The organism is Thalassotalea sp. ND16A (assembly GCF_000764205.1).
Classification (GTDB): Bacteria; Pseudomonadota; Gammaproteobacteria; order Enterobacterales; family Alteromonadaceae; genus Thalassotalea_A.
Genome location: NZ_JQDZ01000068.1, coordinates 238,102 through 255,706, shown reverse-complemented (window position 1 = coordinate 255,706; position 17,605 = coordinate 238,102). Strand labels below are relative to the sequence as shown.

Sequence of the window (17,605 nt, the reverse complement as noted above, 5' to 3'; positions counted from 1 at the left end):
GCTATGCGTGAGAACGTCAAACAGTTTATACTGCCAGAAAAAAGAAAACGGCCCAAAGACAGGACCGTTAGAGTAAGTAAAACTCGCTACCCAATTAAAACACGATCCTCTTAACTGAATGGTGTTAGGCGCAGGCCGCAACCTCCTGACGCATGCTGTGGCTAGCAAAAATAAACTCAAATAATATCAAGGTATAAATCTCGCCAGTTTGGATTTACCCCTCCAATTAATCTATTTTTCCATCTTCGATGCCACTGCTTTAATCGCTTTTCTCTTACAATCGCGTTTTCCATGTCGTTGAATAATTCAAAATAAACAAGTTTTGTTAAGTTGTATTTAGCACTAAAACCACCAATAAGCTTTTCTTTATGTTGGTATATTCGTTGAACTAAATTGCTTGTTACGCCAATGTACAGAACTGTATTGTGAACATTTGAAATAATATAGATTGCGGGTTGTTTCATGATTGAATTCCTTTTCAATGAATGAAATTTAATTGTAGCTTAATTGAAATTAATTTGAGGAAGCAATTGTTTATAGGCACGCTATATCCGAAAGGGGGTTGCGGCCTGCGCCGCAATGACGTGGTTAATTGTTTCGGAGTATGCCCTGACACTTGAAGGTTAAACGTCTCTCAATGGCACTTAACGACCGGATCGAGCCTGACATATTGCCTTCCTTTTTAGAACCCAATCGAATAACTGAAAAGCCGGAATTTAAAAGTTTCAAACGTCTGCTTTCTGGGTTTACCTATAGTTTTCTTCAGAAATCAGTATTCAGATTTTTGCGGTGCTTGAATATTAATAGCCTAAACCAAACCTTCTGCTTTGCGAAGTTACCGGGCAACCCAAAACACAAAGATTCAAGCAATGTTTATTTCAGCTTTGTGGCAGAGATTGAATTATCCCGATATACATTAGATAGACAACACCTAGCCATTTCATCAAGTTGAATGCCAGAGCTGAACTGTAAAGTACCGCTCCTACGCCCAGCAATGACAAACCAAGTAAAGTACAATCGGCCAAAATGACTCCACTTACGGTAATTAGCGTTTTTTTGGAACCTGAAATCATTGCATGTGCCATGACCAATAGCATAGTAGGTCCCGGCAATAAGGTGACAATTGCTGTCGCAACAATAAACGCAATCCAAATATCAAAATTCATAAATAACTCTTTTTATAGGCTAGTTAAATGCCCCACCAAGGCTTAATCGCTAGTTAAAATCGCCGCAGTGGTGATTAGCTGACAAAATTCATCGTTAAGGCTGGCCAAATGAACGGTTTGTATCTGCGCTGCAGTGTATTCAATTCCGTCAAGCATACGGTCAAAAGTAGCGGTAGCGTCAGAGACTAAGCTGACTTGAAAGCCGAGGTTTGCTGCCATTCGCACTGAGGTGGAAACGCAATGATCCGTGGTTAAACCTACTACCAGCAGATTTTCAATTTGCTGGTCGCGCAGGTGTTGCTCCAATTGAGTGCCAATAAAGGCACTATTGACCAGCTTTTTAAATATCGGCTCACCGGCAAGTGGCTGTCCTTCTGCCTTCGCATCGTGCCCAACTCGACTAGGGTGAAACCTTGATGCTAATACCTCAGCGCTATGATGAACATGGATCACTGGGCGTTGTTTACTGCGCCAGTACTCTAGCAAGGACGCGATATTGGCTTCCGCATTAGGATTGTTTCTTGGTCCCCAGGCAGGATCGTCGAAAGCTTTTTGTACGTCAATGACCAAGAGTGCGGCATCTTGCATAATTTTCCTGTTGATTTTATTTGTCGGTAAGTGAGGTTAAGTCTATGATAATTTCATTTGGCATAAATGACATACAAGTGACCATTTATGCCATAATCACTTATTGAATTACCCTTACACAATTAATCATGGCTAAACGGTTCGGGCGAATAAGGAAAAATATGCAACAAATCAAGAAGGTGGCTTTTATTTGTTTTCCTGGGTTTCAGGCTCTGGATCTAGTCGGTCCAATGGAAGTTTTTTCTCTGGCTGTTTTTGCCGGAAAACCCGGCTATGAATGCCATTTATTATCCGAACAAGGTGGACTAGTCACCAGTATTTCGGGGATGACACTAACGACTAAGAAACTGATATCGCTGGAAGGTTTTGACAGCTTGATCCTGATTGGTGGTCAACAGGTCAAACAATTCGGCCAGCAGCAATATCTGATCCAATATATTCAAGAGCAACAATCGCGAGTAAAACGCATTGTGTCGATTTGTACCGGTGCCTTTTTATTGGCTCGAGCAGGATTATTGGCACACAAAAAAATTACTACGCATTGGAGCTGTATTGAAGAACTGCAAGCATTGATACCAAGTGCTGAGGTCATAGAAGATGCAATCTATATTAAAAGTGGTAATATTTATACCTCAGCAGGGATCAGTGCAGGAATGGATTTAGCCTTATCTCTGATCGAAGAAGATCACGGCAAAGTGCTAAGCCTTGCCGTTGCCCGAGAGTTGGTTATTTTTTATCATCGACCGGGTGGGCAAAAGCAGTTCTCTGAGCTGCTGCTTGCGCAGAGCCTGAGCAATGATAAGATCACCTTGGCCTGTTCGTATATTCATGAAAACTTATCAGCAGATTTAACCGTTGATTTGCTGGCCGAACGAGTCAATATGAGTCCCCGTAACTTTTCTCGTCAATTCACCGAGCAATTGCGCCTCTCCCCCGGAAAATATGTGCAAAAATCCCGGGTGGACCGAGCCAAACACTTGTTAGAGCAAGGGCAATTGTCCATTACCCAGGTGGCAGGTAAAGTTGGCATTAACAGTATTGCCGTGTTGAACCGTCTCTTTAAAAAACACCTGGGAATTAGGCCCAATGACTATAAACAACGCTTTTATAAGGCCCCTAATAACTAATCGAGCAGCTTTGGAGTTTCACCGGTAAAATCTATCCAAGAGTTGGTACCCAATAGCTCTGCCCCTGCTACACTTGGATCTTCATAACGCATTACGAAATTTTTCGGGCCATGAGCGTAAGCAACTACTAGTCCGTATTCGGCATCTAAATAACCACCATGTGGGACTAAACCTGGGTAACTTATACGCCATGCTTGGCCTCCGTTTGCAACATGGCTTAAGGTAAGTTTGCCAATAACGTTATCTGGTAGTAGGAAAAACCATGTCCAGGGGCCGCCAGAAACTATGGTCATTACCTCATCAATGCCGACACCGTTTTCGGCGCTATTGACGTGAAGCTTACCGAACTTTTCTTGTAGAAAAGCCATCACCTCTGGTGTCATTGCTTTCATATCATACACTTTTGGGTACGGGGCAACACCCACTTCAGACGTTGATAAAAATCCTCCACGATGCGCCTCTGGTTTACGACCTGCTTGATTAATTTGCTCCAGTAATTGGCCTCGATGCAGAGAAAAAAGTGAGATTAATTGTTCACCTTCTGCGGCAGTAATTGCCCTTGTTTTTGAGGCTTCAAGTATTGGCGTTGCTGCTTTAGGTAATGCCAGAGTGCTGACTCGTACCCCAACAGAACGCAATACTGCATTTACATTATCGACGCCAGTTGTAGCCTTACGTCCGTCACTATAAGCAAGCGTTAGTTTCCCTTCGGTGGTATCTTGACTAGCAAAACTATGACTTGCTGTTAGGGTTGAAAGCACGGTGATTAGTGCTAAATTTAATAATTTTTTCATGACTTGTGTCTCCTCATGTCGTTTCAAAAGATGAAATTGATTTACGAAGCCAAGTTTACGGTACAAAGGATAGTCGAAAAACACCATATCAGTGAACTTACTGTCTACCACCAGTAAACAAAAACCATATTCCAACCATTAATAACTTAATTCAGGAAACATTAAGCTCCCAACACAAAGTTTCCATTTGTTTATCAAACATATGTCATTCCGCCAGAAGATGTTGCTTATAGGGGCTAGCAACAACATTAACTGTTTACTGACAGTAAATTATGAAATTACTGAAGTGTTGTTTATCTACTCATTGGAAATAGATATCTTGCTCAGTAGCAAAGGTAGGTTGATGGCACCTCACCTACCCCGTTCAAGTATTAACGCGTAAGTTGCAATAAGGTTCATTATGAAAAATTTAAGATACCATTTTCTGGCATTGCTGGTGACACTGTTAGTCGCTGGTTCGTTTCTGTCATCGGCCAAGTTATCAGCAGTTATAAACCCATTTTCATTAACACTGTTAAGGTTTGTGATTGCCGCAGCTGTATTGTTGCCTTTGGTGTTATTAAAAAAACAATACAGAACGGGAATTCGTAAAGCACTGCCGAGAGGTCTTGTTATGAGCCTGTTCTTTTCGGTGTTTTTTATTTGTATGTTTGCAGCTTTAAAGGCCACAACAGCATTGAATACCGGCACTCTATATACCTTAGTACCGTTTATGACCGCGATATTGAGTTTAATTGCATTTAAAGAAAAAATTGCGAATAAAATGCTGTTTATTTATCTATTGGGCATAGCCGGTACAAGTTGGGTGATATTTGCTGGAGATATAAATGCCCTGCTGGCGTTCTCACTCAATCAAGGAGATGCAATCTTTATCGCTGGCTGTGTTTCGATGGTGTGTTTTTCTATCTCAATGAAATTGCTTTACCGTGGCGATGAAATGGTGGTCGTTGTGTTCTGCACCTTATTGGGTGGTGCGTTTTGGATGTTGTTGGCGCTAGTACTGTTTAAACAGCCAACCCAATGGCATCTGCTGAACACCAGCTTACAATTTCATATGGGATATTTAGCCTTGTTTGCAACCTTAGCTTCTACCTTCATCATTCAAAAAATCACCCTGGTCTTGGGGCCAAAAAAAGTCATGGCCTATATTTACTTAAGCCCGGTTTTTGTCGCGTTTCTGATGTGGATAATCGAAGGGCAAAGCATCCCGACAGTTGTCTATCCAGGCATGTTGTTATCAATCGCTGCGACGGTCATATTGCAACTGCAAAATACAACGGAGGAAAATTCGCAAACATTTATTTCAGCAAAATTTTTTAAAAAAGGTGAAGCATCATAATTGTAATTGTGCAGCTACAATTGAGTAATACCAATTTGTTAATTTTAATGCTGATGGAGCATGTCATGAAAATTATTGCTTTTGCCGCTACAAGTCACTCTAAATCCATTAATAAACGGTTAGTCGAATATGCAGCAAGTTTATTAACCAAGGTAAACGTCGAGATATTGGACTTAAATAACTACGAATTGCCGTTATATTCACAAGACAAAGAGGAAGAATTGGGCCACCCCAAATTGGCGAAAGCATTTTTAGCCAAAATCGCGGAAAGTGATGGCGTGATCATCTCTTTTGCCGAGCATAATGGCTCCTATACCGTCGCCTATAAGAACATTTTCGATTGGTGCTCTCGTATTGAGCCAAAGGTTTTCCAAAACAAGCCTATGGTATTATTAGCGACATCTCCTGGCTCTATGGGAGCATCAACTGTCTTGGCTGCTGCGATTCAATCAGCCCCATACTTTGATGGTATTGTTAAAGCCAGCCTTTCAATACCAAGTTTCTTCGACAATTTTGATAATGAAAAACAACAATTAACCCACCAAGAGCTTGATGAAAAACTAAGAGATGCGGTTAGTCACCTGAATCACTTAAAGTAAGCACCACTTGTTATAGACTCATAAGCAGAATTGATCCTGACTACGGTAGAAATGTACTCGAAACAACAGCCTTATTTGACAAAGTAGTCGATAAGAAAATCAATAAAGGTACGCACCTTTTGTGATTGTTCTTTATGATACGGATAAACCGCATAAAGAGCATGCTTATCGGCTTCCCAGTCAGGTAACAGTTTGGTCAACTTACCGGATTTTAATTCTTCATCGATAAAAATTTCGGGGGTGAGCACAATGCCAAGCCCGGCAAGTGCCGCTTGCTTTAACGCTAAGCCATTATTTACCACATAAGAACCTGGCGCTAAATCGACAGTTTGAATTTCGTCCTGCTTACGAAATAGCCACTGTCTCGGTGATGATGACAAGCTATAGATAAGACAATTATGAAAGCAAAGCTGATCGAGGGACTTTAGCTCTGCTGCATGTTCAATATAACTAGGCGCCGCACAGAGCACACGTTTAATGTCGAGAAGTTTGCGGGATTTCAGGCTTGAATTTTTTAAATCTCCACCGCCGCGAATGGCAACATCTAGGCCCTGTTCAACCAGATCAACATATTGATCGCTCAGGATCACTTCAACCGAAATCTCAGGGTGTAATTGCATAAACTCGCAGATTGCCGGGTTTAATTGCAACAGACCGACAGACATCGGAACACTGACTTTAATCAAGCCTCTAAGCTTATCAGACGATTCCATTATCGATAAGTCGGCGTTTGTCAGCTCATCTAAAATAGTACGCACATGGTCGTAATAGCGTTGGCCACTTTCGGTAATATGCATTCTTCTGGTAGTACGGTTGATTAATGGACTTTTAAGATAGTCTTCCAGTTCATTGATATTTTTGCTGATGGCGGCTTTCGACAAGCCCATATCTTCGGCTGCGGCTTTAAAGCTACCTAATTCAATCACCCGCCGAAAAACCGTAATCGCCCTTAATTTGTCCATTTGTATCTCACACCGCCAGATTGTTTACCTGTAGTTAATTATCATATCACTAAAGCAATGTTTATCCACTAATCGATGCCCTTTATATTTGTAATCAGTTAAAAGCACTTGGTAGTACATCAAGTTTACTCAACCAAATTAAAGGGGATAACCACAATGACTATTTATGTCGGCATAAATGAGCAAGACAGAATAAAAATAGGTAACGCATTAAAACGATTACTGGCTGACTCCTATACTCTTATTAAACGTATTTTTTAATTACTCGAGACAACAGGAGCATGGTATGGCTGTTTTAGAGAAAGGAATATGGTATCCAGATAAAGACGTTCATGAATTATTGCAAGAAGATGTCTTTCATCTACCCAAAAATCCAGAAGCAGGTCGTTATCACTTATATATGTCGCTTGCCTGCCCGTTCGCCCATCGCCCTTATTTGGTAATTAATTACCTTGGTTTAGAAGATGCCATATCCGTGTCTTCAGTGGCAGCAAAGCGCTATGCTGATGGCTGGTTATTTGATGATGAAAATCCAGATAGTGTGAACGGTACACAAAGTTTGGTCTCTTTGTATCAAAAAGCAAACCCTACCTATACAGGCAGAGTAACGGTGCCCGTTCTTTGGGATAAAAATGAAAACATCATCATGGGTGATGACTCTGCCTCTATGGCAATGGACTTAGCGACTGCATGGTTGCCTTTGGCGAAGAACCAAGTTGAGCTTGTACCTGACAACTTAAAAGCTGAAATTACATCACTAAATGATTGGTTGCATCAGCATGTTAACCGAAAGGTTTATCACCTTGGTTTTGCTACCGAGCAATCTGCATATGATGCTGCCAGTAAAGTGCTGTTTGACGCGCTTGAGAAGCTCAATATACGATTGGGCAAATCTCGTTATTTGCACGGCAGTGAAATTACCATATCCGATTTATTCTTAATGCCGACATTGGTACGGTTTGAAGCCGTTTATGAAGTACATTTTAAAGCGAATAAAAAATCGCTTAAATCGTTCGAACACCTTTATCAGTACATGCTGGATTTGGTCAGTATTGAGAGTATCAGAGAGACTATCGATTTAGATTATATGAAGCTTCATTATTATTTTTCACACAAACAAATTAATCCAACCGGTATTGTGCCCGCGGGACCGGAAATATCTTGGTAAATGCCAATGCTACTGGCTTAAAACGAACATTGAATTATTAAACAGGAAAGATACATGAGCAAGAAACTTAAAGTCGATTTTTTTCACGACGCTATTTGTGGGTGGTGTTACGTGTTGTCGCCGCGGTTACGACAACTTACCACGGAATTAAACCTAGATGTTCAGCACCATGCCTTTGCGCTATCGCCAAGTAAAGCTGAAGTGCAAAGTCAATTTGGCTCGATGAAGCAGGCAAAGCATATTATTTTGGGTCATTGGCAACAATGCGCAATGGCCGATGATAAAAACCGCATCAATGTTGAGGGCATGCGTAAACAAAACTTTGAATATCCAACCTCTATGCCTGGTTTATTGGCATGCAAAGCCGCGATGAAGCAAGGTGGACAACAAGAGTATTGGGATTATTTCGATGCGGTTACCCATGCGCACATGAGTGAGAACCGTAACATTGCTGATCTAAATGTTCTGGCAGATATTGCTGTTGAAGTGGGATTAAATAAACAACGCTTTCTGCAAGATTTTGCCTCGCAGGACCGGCTTCGGGAAGTAAAAAATGATAGGAAGTTAGCGCGGAAGTTCGACATACAGTCAACACCGTCATTGGTCATAAATGATCAATGGCTGCTATCCGGAGCACTTTCCTTAAAAGAGTTGCGTAAGCAATTAAAACAAATAAAACGAGAGCTGAGCAATGATTATGAAATATTATGTGCTCATTAATTGATTTGAGGGTACTGTGATCACAATCTTTCGACACGCCAGGTCAGCTGTTTATCATATAGCTGACAATCATAGTGCAGGATAAGTTTTTCAAGCCGCTACCAACAACACAATAAATACTAGCTACGGATGTAGATCTAAATAGCTTTGAGTCACTATTCGTAGTCGCTCTTTTTCACTTTTAGATATAAAGCTTGCCGCAATGGCATTAAAGGTAAATTGAGCAATTTCCATCTTACTCATCGGGTGAGCGTTCGCCACAGCAGAAAAGTTATCCACCATATAACCACCAAAGTAGGCGGGATCGTCAGAGTTAATCGTGACGCATAGCCCCTTGCGGAGCAACTCGACGATGTTGTGTTGCGCCATGGTGTCAAATACTTTGAGTTTGATATTGGACAGCGGGCAAACGGTTAGCGGGATGCGCTCACTAACCAATTGTTTGACTAGCGTTTCATCTTCTGAGCAGCGAACGCCATGATCGATGCGAGTGATTTGCAGCAAGTTCAAGGCCTCACTAATATTGCTTGCTGCTCCTTCTTCACCGGCATGGGCAACCGTTAAGAAGCCCAGAGTTATGGCGTTTTTAAAAACTCTCTCAAACTTGGCTGGCGGATGGCCAATTTCGCTTGAGTCCAGGCCAACAGCGACAATTTTATCTCGATGCGGTTGTGCTTGCTGCAAGGTTTTGAACGCTGATTCTTCATCCAGATGGCGTAAGAAACACATGATCAATTTACTACTGATGCCTAGCTCAGTGGCACCTTGCACCAGTGCCCGATGAATACCGTTAACCACGGTTTCAAAACTAATACCACGTGCAGTATGTGTTTGTGGGTCAAAAAACACTTCCGTATGCAGAACATTGTCACCTTGACAACGCCGTAAATAGGCCCAGGTCAAGTCAAAAAAATCTTGTTCATTGATCAGTACGTTTGCGCCCTGATAGTAAATGTCGAGAAATGACTGCAGATTGTGGAAACTGTATGCATCCCTGACTTGGTCAATTGAATTAAATGGGATATCAACATCGTTACGCTTTGCCAGCGCAAACATAAGTTCAGGCTCAAGCGTACCTTCAAGATGAAGATGCAGTTCGACTTTAGGTAAAGACTGGATAAATTCTTTCATCAATAAGCTCTTAATAAATTGAAATTTACCTAACCCTTTATGCTGGGAAAAAATGTTAGGCATATAAAGAGTTTAGCGCATATCCGCGAAACTCTTCAAAATCCGCTATTATTGTTTTAAAGCATCCATTGGTGGGATTGTACTGGCTCGCCATGCCGGCAATAAACACGCGAAAGTTGCGATAATCAACAAACTTGTCACCGCGGTCACATAGATAGCAAGATCAAAAGCGCTAATATCAAACAACTGGGTACTGAGCCAATTACCACTAAAGTAAGCACCGGCTATGCCAATAATTACACCAATAACGGTTAATTTTATGCCATAAGACAGGATCAAAGTAATTACCTTAATTTTATCGGCACCAATCGCCATTCGAATACCGATCTCCCGGGTACGTAGATTGACCATATAGCTCATCACCCCACCAACGCCGCTGATAGTGATAACCAACGCAATGGCAGAAAACAACGCTAACAATTGCGCTAAAAATCGTTGTAGGGCAACGGAATTGTCGGTTGCTTGTTGCAAAGTTTCGAATTTAGATATCGGCTGACGGTTATCTAAGCGAGCAATAATGTCTTTAAAATCTTCTGTAAAAGTAGCATTAGCATTGCCATCATGTTTGGCCAAGATAGCGATATGAGGGACCGGAGTTTGTGCCATTGCCAGGTAAATTTGAAAACTTGGTGCAATCGCGGCGCCAGCTTCATGGATATTTTCAACCACCCCGATAATGGTCAGCCAGGTTTCGCCTTGATCAAGTGATATGGTATGGTTTATGGCACTGTCATTCGGCCACCATTTTTTCGCTAATTTCTCGTTAATAATTGCGACGTTAGGCCCTTTATCGTCATCATCCGCACTGAAGGTTCTGCCTTGCAGCAAGTTACTGTCAATGGTGTCAAAATAACCGTCGGTTACCGGACGAACGAAGGTATCAGGCAACACGTCGTCAGGATTAAAGTCTCGGTCATCAAGTTGTATTGCCTGACGAATGCCATTAAAGTTGCCAGCAACGGTATCGTTAGGATAAGTCATGCCAAGGGCTGATGAACTGATATAAGGCAGCTTGCGAACTTCTTGCAGAATTTGCTGTGAAATCTGCCATCTTTGCTGGCCGTTGTTATATACCGTCCAGTTTAAATCAACCTGGGCAATATCAATATTTTTTGCGCTGAAACCGACATCAACATTTTGCAAATTATTCAGGCTTTTAATCGTTAAGCCGGCGGCGATCAATAAGGTTAACGACAGCGCAAATTGGCAGATTAACAAGGAATTTCTTAAAATTCCGTGATCGGTAGAATAAGACGATTTCCCCCCTTCTTTGAGCGAGCTGACCAAATTGATTTTGCTAAAACTTGGCACTATGCCGGCGATAGTGCCTGAAATGGTGGAAATCGCTAACGCAAATAACATGACCGTGCTGTCAATGCTGATCTCACTTGCCAGTGAGCTAAAATTGGCGGCGAAACCTTTGAGAAAATCTAGCCCCAAAAAGGCGAATATCAACCCTAAGCCACCGCCCAGCAAGGATAGTAATAAACTTTCCGTTAACAGTAATTGCGCTAATCTTGCCTTCGTCGCGCCTAAAGAGGAACGTACCGCAAACTCACGTTTGCGCTTGGAGTGTTGCGATAAGGTTAAGTTCGCGACATTGGCTGAGGCAATTAAAAACAGCAATAACGTTGTGGCCAATAACGTATATAAGTAAGGTCGGCTACCCTTTACCAATTCGTCATGTAAGGATAACGCGGTGGCACTTATATCGGCATTTTCCCCGTAAGCCTCTGGATATGTACCGCTTAAGCGTTTTGCTATGGTTGCCACTTCGCTGTTTACATCGTGCAAGCTAGAGTCTGGCTTGATTTTAGCAAAACCCGACATCATCCGCATGCCCCGGTTTGACAGTGCATGCTCTGAGCTGCGCCACGGGCATGAGGGGATCGCCATATACACATCATTGACGTCAGGAAATTGTGGAAAATGTGGCAATACACCGATGATTTTATGACTGCGATTATTAAACTCGACACTCTGCTCAATGATATCTTGTTGCCCGTCAAACTCACTTTGCCAAAATTCATAGGTCAATAACACTAACGGCTCGGCGCCAATATCATCTTCACTCTCGGTAAAAGTACGCCCTAACAGCGGACGAATATTTAACATATTAAAAAAGTTAGACGAAACCACCCCGGTTCTGACTCTTATCGGATCACCATGACCGTACATGGTAAAGGTCATGTTGTGATATTCAGCCATATTTTCAAAAGTTTGTGACTGCTGTTGATAGTCGAGCATTTCACTGGCGGAGAAACCGTAGGTTTGCTGCTTCGCTAAATCTTGTTGCTGTAAAATCACCAGCTTGTCGCTATCTTTAAAAGGGGTTGCCTGAAATAACAAGCCATTGACTACGGAAAATATCGCCGTTGTTGCACCAATACTCAAGGCCAGGGTGATGATAATGATCATGGTTGTCAGCGGTTGCGCGATGAAACGGGACATTGCATAACGAATATCGAGAACAACATTTTCAACGGCATTTCCAACAAGGTTATGTTGAATTTTCTCATCCGCAGGCCCAGGAAGTGCATCATAATTTGCCATACTCATGCTCATGCCCCTGCCTGAATTTTACTTGGCATAAGTTCCGCAATATTTTGCGGGTTCGGCTCTCTGCTTTGCTGTTCAGAGCTATGCGGTTCAATGTTAATACTATTGCTGATCACTTCACCATCAAACAAGTTAACGGTTCGCTTGGCAAAGTGGGCATAGCGACTATCATGAGTCACCATGCAAATGGTTACGCCCTGCTCGTTCAGTTCAGTTAACAACTGCATCACTGAATCACCATTGACTGAGTCTAAGTTACCGGTGGGTTCATCTGCCAACAGTAATGTTGGACTGCCCACTAACGCTCGCGCAACGGCAACACGTTGTTGCTGCCCGCCCGATAATTGATTCGGTAAATGTCGGGCTCGTTCGCTCATATTTACTCTTTTTAGAACTTGCGCAACTTTTTCTTTTCTTATCGCTTTACTGACACCCCGATAAATCAGCGGTAATTCGACATTTTGGCTAACCGTCATGTCACCAATCAAGTTGAAATCTTGAAAAATAAAGCCTATCTCTCTATTTCTGACTTTCGCCATTTGCGCTGCGGAGAGTTTTGCCACCGAGACGTCACTGATTTGATAATCACCGCTACTGGCTTTATCCAATAAACCAATGATCGATAACAAGGTTGATTTTCCTCCGCCAGATGGCCCTTGTATGGTGACATAATCGCCTTTAAATATGGTTAAGTCGATGTCTCTTAAGGCATGGGTTTGGCTGCCATCAGTGCGGTATACCTTGCTAAGGTTAGTAATATTGATCAGTGCTTTTGAATCAGTCATTAGTTGCTTACCTAAATTTGAGTTATCTTGTTGTCTGTTGTTTTAATTATTGTTTTCGTTATTGAATGTGTTAATTGAGTGTTAGCGATGGATATTGCTGAACTTGCGAGGTATCAGATAAAATCACCTGATCTCCTGCGCTTAAACCATTAAGTAACTGCAGTGCAGTGGTAGAGCTGGCGCCAATGTCTACCTTGGTTCTAATGGCGTGTGAGTCATTGCTGAGTTTGAATAAATAGGCGGTTTTGGCGTTTTGCCAATGGGCTGGTTTATCCAGCACTAACACGTTTTCCAGGCGTTTAATTTCGACAATTCCATTCACCCTTAAGTCTGGACGTGCTTCACTCGGTAACTGTTCTGGCAACTCCACATCAATGGTGACCGTACCGTTCACCACAGCAGGGTCTATGCGGGAAACTATGCCGCTTATTTTGCTGCGGCGGGTATCTATTTCTACCGTTTGACCTATTTGAACATCTTTTGCCTGGCTTTCCTGGATGCGCAACTCGGCTTTTAAGCTATTTTGATCTGCTACCCGCGCCAACGTCACTCCCTGAGCTACCTCTTGTCCTTCTTCAACAGCAATGCTCTGCAATACACCATGAATTTGCGCACGAACATTAAGTTTTTCTACTTGTTCGCTAAGCAGAGTGACTTGCAGTAATTGTTGCTCTACTTTGGCTTGCTCGACATTGAGTAAACTCGCCTGTAATCGGGGTAATTGTTGTAATTCAAAGCGAGCAATTTCAAGTTGCAGAGTTAATTTTTTTTCCCGTAATACCGCTTCACTGTATTGGTATAACGGGATTATTTTGTCGGCTCGCAGTTGTTTTTTTACTGCGGCATCTTCTACCGCTTGCAGGTTTTCAACTTCCAGTAACTTTACATCTGCTTGTTTTTGATGTCGTTGTGCTAATTGCGTCTCTTGCAATGCCTCAAGCTGGGCTTGCGCAACTTTATGGTCGATTTTCACGCGTTTGTATCGTTGCGTTAATTCTGGTGAGGATAATTGCAAAATTATACTGTCTGGAGTCACAATCGCACCCGGCTCAAGTAACCGTTTTGTGACTTTTGCACTGACCCGAGCCGATAACCACTGCCTATTTTTGGCAATAAGATTCCCGGGTGCCCTCACGTCTTGGATCAGGTTGCCAGATTTAACGGTAGCGATAAGTAAGCCATCGAGGATGAGTTCGGCACTGTTTTTATCCTTGCTTGACCAAGAATTAAATGCCAGTAAAGAAAACGCTATGACAATCGCGATAGCAATAATGAAGTAAGTTTTTTTTGACTTATTGTCATCGTGTTGTGATTCAAGAATAGTTTGCATTGGTCACCGTTATACCAGCACTTATCATGGCGGTAATTCCGTTACTTTAGAGATAACAGAACTTTAACGGTGTTTTATTTGTTTTTCAGGGCCAATCGGTGAACTTCAGTTTGATGTGGATGAGCAGCAACATTCGTCGATGAAAAACTTTCCTTGATAAAAGTAAGCAAGGCGCTCTTCAGCTTAGTGAGAGTAGATCAGAGCTGCTCGGTTGCCTTCTTCTATAAGTGCCCAACTTTGACCAAGATGATCGTTTCCTGCTCGACATAGGGGAAATGCTCACTGAAATGAGGACTACGGATCCAGGTTCCTTGCGGATAACGGCCATATTCATCAATAAACTCACCTTGTATAACAAATATTTCTTCACCGCCAAAATGACGGTGTGGTTGAAAACGCTCGCCTTTTGGCCATTTAACCAAAGCGGTAGATTCACCTTTATAGTTGTGCAGCGGCATAACAGATAACCCTCCCACTCCCGGTGACCAAGTTGTTTTTTGCGTATCAATAATCACATGTTCGTTATCACCGGCTTGAAACTGGTGCAATTTTACCAATAGAACACAGCCATCTTTACTAAAAGGCGCATGCCTGAACCCTTCAGGATTGCGAAAATAGCTGCCCGCATGATAATCACCCGTGTGATCAGAAAAGGTCCCCGACAAAACAAATATCTCTTCACCTAAAGGATGATCATGCTCGTTAAAGCTAGCACCGGGGTCAAACTTGACCAAGCTGGTTGCATGACCTCTTTCAGCGTCCTCTCTGGCTAAGGGTTTACGCCAGACACCGGAATGAGGACTGGCTATCCAGGGATGCTGGTGTGTTTCAATGATCACTTTTTCCGCAAAATTCATATTCAACATTTATTTCCCTTTATACGCTTGATATCTTAACAACAAGACTACATAACAATTGCTACTATTGGCGTAATAATACCGTTAAATGAATCCTTTACCAAGTACGCACAAAATGGTTTGGTAAGTACTTTGAGGTACATCTTTATGAATAATAAGACAATTAAATTTCCACGAAAGTCTGCACCAGAGAAATCAGCACGCATGGTGGAAACCATTGTTGGTTGCAAATGGTCACTGACCGTTTATAACTTACTTCATAATGATATTCGTCGGCCAGGAGAAATGGTGAGAAATGTGGAAGGGTTAACCACTAAAGTTTTAAATACTTGTTTAAAACGAAATATTGAGTTTGGTATTCTTGAGAGAAAAACCTACAATGAAATTCCGCCGAGAGTCGAATATCGAGTCACAAAATTTGGCCATAAATTTATTCAAATATTGGATGAGTTAGAAAAACTTCAAGCAGAGATCGACTGCGAAAAAGCATAATATCATCAACGCCTATTGTAATCCTCAAAATATACATATCGTTATTATTCAATAAATTAGACCTTGCTGTAGCTAGCTTACTGGATTGTACCTACTTTTATTCTCTGTGTTATCTCCTTATCATTCAGTGCTACCTACTGTACTTTTAAACGATAGAGAGGAGAGAAATGATGAAGGCAAACCAAACTACTCTATATATACCCATCGATAGCCCTTTTACGTATTTGTCTGTGCGGCCTTTGCTGTGAACCTGTTCTGCAACTTTTTCATAATTTTGCCCAGCAAAACAATGACCACAGCGCCTAATAAAACCGGCGTAATCAAAAAGATCCAACTTTGGCCTGTTAGCATGATTAAAATAGGGTTGGCTCCTGCTGGCGGATGCGTTGTTTTCGTTATCATCATGGCACTAACCGCTACGCCTGTCGCTAGCGCAAGAGTAACTGGCGTAACACCAAAGAATTCGACAAAGAAAATTCCGATAAATGCCGTGATCAGATGCCCTAATATCACATTTTTGGGCTGTGCCAAAGGACTATCCGGCAGACCAAAGACCAACACTGTTGTTGCACCAAACGGCGCCATTAATAACGAGATAGTGGAAAGTTCTGCATCAAAGTAAGACAACACACCAATGGCAAGCGATGCGCCAAAACCAGCGAAGAGTGCTAAATAAAATTTATTCATATATAACCTGCAACAAAGTAGACCGTTTTGTCTACCGATAAACAGTAGACAATACTGTCTACTGTTGTCAATATGTATTCGTGGATGGAGGAATAATAATTTGAGCAGAAAACGTCAGATATTGGTCGATACCGCATTACAGCTATTCTATGAAAAGGGAGTCAATTCAGTTGGCATTAATGAACTACTGAAAGTGTCCGGGATCGCGAAAAAAACACTATACAACCATTTTGATAGCAAGCAAGCGCTAGTTTTAGCCGCACTTAAACAACGCAATGACAAATTTATGACATGGCTAGAGATGAATCTAAATGAGGCCAGCACCGATAAAGAGGTCATTGCACGGCTATTTCATGGCTTATCTGCCTGGTTTACCGATTCTGCAGCTGAATTAGGTAACTTTCGCGGATGCTTCTTTATCAATACATCGTCGGAATTTAGCGACCCTTGCAGTGATGTTTCACAATACTGCCAATATCATAAACGGCAAGTACGAGCATTGATCAGTAAACACCTGTCTAATCCGAGCCCCGAGCTCCTCGACACTATCTGCGTGTTGAAAGAAGGTGCTATTACCATTGCTTATGTGAATAAGGATTTCTCTATGCCACAAAAGTGTATCTCAATATTAGATAAACTGTTGTGATCTAATACCAGCTTGATTAAATATTGGTTATTATTGACTTTGGTAGTGGTGCTCGATCATGTTGATGTAGTCCAGCCACACGCCCTCGGGTTGCCAGATAGAATTCATTTGTTGTTTCGCAGTGATTTCATCGACATTCAGTTGTGTTGTTTGATAAAGATAAGCAAACGCAGAGGCCCGGTAATTCAAACGGCAATGGACTAATACTTTATCGTTTTGGTAGCCATCCATTAATTGAACAAACTGTTTAAAGTCGGCCAGAGTTGGCTGATGCCAATCAACGGCGATTTGTGCAAACGACATACCCAGAGCGCTGATCTGTTGTTGCTCTTCACTAAAGTTGCCCGGGATAAGGCTGATAATGTGTTGATAGCCGCTTTCTTTGACCAATATCAGCTCGCTATTGGTTGGCATACCCGAGCTGGCCAGTGTTGTTGAAATCCTGCTGAAATTCTTAATGGTATTTAGTGACGTAGCGACTTTCGCTTGCGGGTTACTCTCAAGCGGGTGACTGTAGCTAGTGGCACAAAACAAAATGGTGAATATAAGAGCTACCTCTAAAAGCGTGATCATTTGAACCTCATCTGTTATTTAA

Annotated in this window: 19 protein-coding genes; 7 read left to right on the top strand and 12 right to left on the bottom strand. The window is 42.0% G+C overall.

The features are described 5' to 3' along the window. Positions 1-176: 176 nt before the first annotated feature. The 3 genes from ND16A_RS07560 to ND16A_RS07570 all read right to left on the bottom strand — a co-directional run bounded on the left by ND16A_RS07560 (position 177) and on the right by ND16A_RS07570 (position 1,754). Positions 177-464 carry a GIY-YIG nuclease family protein gene (locus tag ND16A_RS07560; RefSeq protein ID WP_033077939.1) on the bottom strand — a complete coding sequence of 96 codons (288 nt, stop codon included), beginning with the start codon at positions 462-464 and terminating at the stop codon, positions 177-179. Positions 465-878: 414 nt separating this feature from the next. Then, the gene (locus tag ND16A_RS07565) at positions 879-1,166 is read right to left on the bottom strand and encodes a LysE family translocator (RefSeq protein ID WP_052073127.1); all 288 of its coding nucleotides are present in this window, start codon (positions 1,164-1,166) and stop codon (positions 879-881) included. A gap of 42 nt (positions 1,167-1,208) precedes the next feature. After that, positions 1,209-1,754 (bottom strand): cysteine hydrolase family protein, encoded by a 546-nt coding sequence (locus ND16A_RS07570; protein ID WP_033077938.1) that lies wholly within the window; start codon positions 1,752-1,754, stop codon positions 1,209-1,211. Between the two features lie 161 nt (positions 1,755-1,915). On the opposite strand from ND16A_RS07570, the gene ND16A_RS07575 reads away from it, so the two are divergent. Next, positions 1,916-2,881: a GlxA family transcriptional regulator gene (locus tag ND16A_RS07575; protein ID WP_033077937.1), complete on the top strand. Its 966-nt coding sequence runs from the start codon at positions 1,916-1,918 to the stop codon at positions 2,879-2,881. Here ND16A_RS07575 and ND16A_RS07580 read toward each other — a convergent pair. Then, positions 2,878-3,675, bottom strand: a complete 798-nt coding sequence (locus ND16A_RS07580) for a hypothetical protein (protein WP_033077936.1) — start codon at positions 3,673-3,675, stop codon at positions 2,878-2,880. The two genes, ND16A_RS07575 and ND16A_RS07580, sit on opposite strands and share 4 nt — an antisense overlap. A gap of 400 nt (positions 3,676-4,075) precedes the next feature. On the opposite strand from ND16A_RS07580, the gene ND16A_RS07585 reads away from it, so the two are divergent. Together ND16A_RS07585 and ND16A_RS07590 are read left to right on the top strand one after the other, a co-directional pair. Beyond that, positions 4,076-5,014 (top strand): DMT family transporter, encoded by a 939-nt coding sequence (locus tag ND16A_RS07585; RefSeq protein ID WP_052073126.1) that lies wholly within the window; start codon positions 4,076-4,078, stop codon positions 5,012-5,014. Positions 5,015-5,079: 65 nt separating this feature from the next. Further along, positions 5,080-5,613, top strand: coding sequence for an NADPH-dependent FMN reductase (locus tag ND16A_RS07590; RefSeq protein ID WP_033077975.1), 534 nt, complete (start codon positions 5,080-5,082; stop codon positions 5,611-5,613). Positions 5,614-5,684: 71 nt separating this feature from the next. On the opposite strand, the gene ND16A_RS07595 is transcribed toward ND16A_RS07590, so the two are convergent. Beyond that, positions 5,685-6,575, bottom strand: a complete 891-nt coding sequence (locus ND16A_RS07595) for a LysR family transcriptional regulator (protein ID WP_033077935.1) — start codon at positions 6,573-6,575, stop codon at positions 5,685-5,687. Between the two features lie 286 nt (positions 6,576-6,861). Between ND16A_RS07595 and ND16A_RS07600 the strand changes: the two genes are divergently transcribed. Further along, positions 6,862-7,743: a glutathione S-transferase C-terminal domain-containing protein gene (locus ND16A_RS07600; protein ID WP_033077934.1), complete on the top strand. Its 882-nt coding sequence runs from the start codon at positions 6,862-6,864 to the stop codon at positions 7,741-7,743. Between the two features lie 54 nt (positions 7,744-7,797). Further along, positions 7,798-8,463 carry a DsbA family oxidoreductase gene (locus tag ND16A_RS07605; RefSeq protein WP_052073125.1) on the top strand — a complete coding sequence of 222 codons (666 nt, stop codon included), beginning with the start codon at positions 7,798-7,800 and terminating at the stop codon, positions 8,461-8,463. A 123-nt stretch (positions 8,464-8,586) separates the two neighbouring features. Here the strand turns inward: ND16A_RS07605 and ND16A_RS07610 are convergent, their stop codons facing one another. From ND16A_RS07610 to ND16A_RS07630, 5 genes are all read right to left on the bottom strand, one after another. Continuing rightward, complete coding sequence (locus ND16A_RS07610; RefSeq protein WP_033077973.1) at positions 8,587-9,594, bottom strand: adenosine deaminase; 1,008 nt, start codon at positions 9,592-9,594, stop codon at positions 8,587-8,589. 108 nt (positions 9,595-9,702) lie between these two features. Next, positions 9,703-12,213, bottom strand: coding sequence for an ABC transporter permease (locus ND16A_RS07615; protein ID WP_160173516.1), 2,511 nt, complete (start codon positions 12,211-12,213; stop codon positions 9,703-9,705). A 2-nt stretch (positions 12,214-12,215) separates the two neighbouring features. Beyond that, positions 12,216-12,998, bottom strand: a complete 783-nt coding sequence (locus tag ND16A_RS07620; RefSeq protein WP_081945594.1) for an ABC transporter ATP-binding protein — start codon at positions 12,996-12,998, stop codon at positions 12,216-12,218. Positions 12,999-13,068: 70 nt separating this feature from the next. Next, complete coding sequence (locus tag ND16A_RS07625) at positions 13,069-14,328, bottom strand: efflux RND transporter periplasmic adaptor subunit (protein WP_033077932.1); 1,260 nt, start codon at positions 14,326-14,328, stop codon at positions 13,069-13,071. A 221-nt stretch (positions 14,329-14,549) separates the two neighbouring features. Then, the gene (locus tag ND16A_RS07630) at positions 14,550-15,194 is read right to left on the bottom strand and encodes a cupin domain-containing protein (RefSeq protein ID WP_033077931.1); all 645 of its coding nucleotides are present in this window, start codon (positions 15,192-15,194) and stop codon (positions 14,550-14,552) included. Between the two features lie 138 nt (positions 15,195-15,332). Between ND16A_RS07630 and ND16A_RS07635 the strand changes: the two genes are divergently transcribed. Beyond that, positions 15,333-15,677, top strand: coding sequence for a winged helix-turn-helix transcriptional regulator (locus ND16A_RS07635; RefSeq protein WP_033077930.1), 345 nt, complete (start codon positions 15,333-15,335; stop codon positions 15,675-15,677). A 216-nt stretch (positions 15,678-15,893) separates the two neighbouring features. On the opposite strand, the gene ND16A_RS07640 is transcribed toward ND16A_RS07635, so the two are convergent. Further along, positions 15,894-16,364: an HPP family protein gene (locus tag ND16A_RS07640; protein WP_033077929.1), complete on the bottom strand. Its 471-nt coding sequence runs from the start codon at positions 16,362-16,364 to the stop codon at positions 15,894-15,896. Between the two features lie 100 nt (positions 16,365-16,464). Between ND16A_RS07640 and ND16A_RS07645 the strand changes: the two genes are divergently transcribed. Then, a complete protein-coding gene (locus tag ND16A_RS07645) occupies positions 16,465-17,010 on the top strand; it encodes a TetR/AcrR family transcriptional regulator (RefSeq protein WP_033077928.1) in 546 nt (181 codons plus the stop codon). 30 nt (positions 17,011-17,040) lie between these two features. On the opposite strand, the gene ND16A_RS20285 is transcribed toward ND16A_RS07645, so the two are convergent. After that, positions 17,041-17,583, bottom strand: coding sequence for a protein tyrosine phosphatase family protein (locus tag ND16A_RS20285; protein WP_052073124.1), 543 nt, complete (start codon positions 17,581-17,583; stop codon positions 17,041-17,043). Positions 17,584-17,605 lie beyond the last annotated feature (22 nt).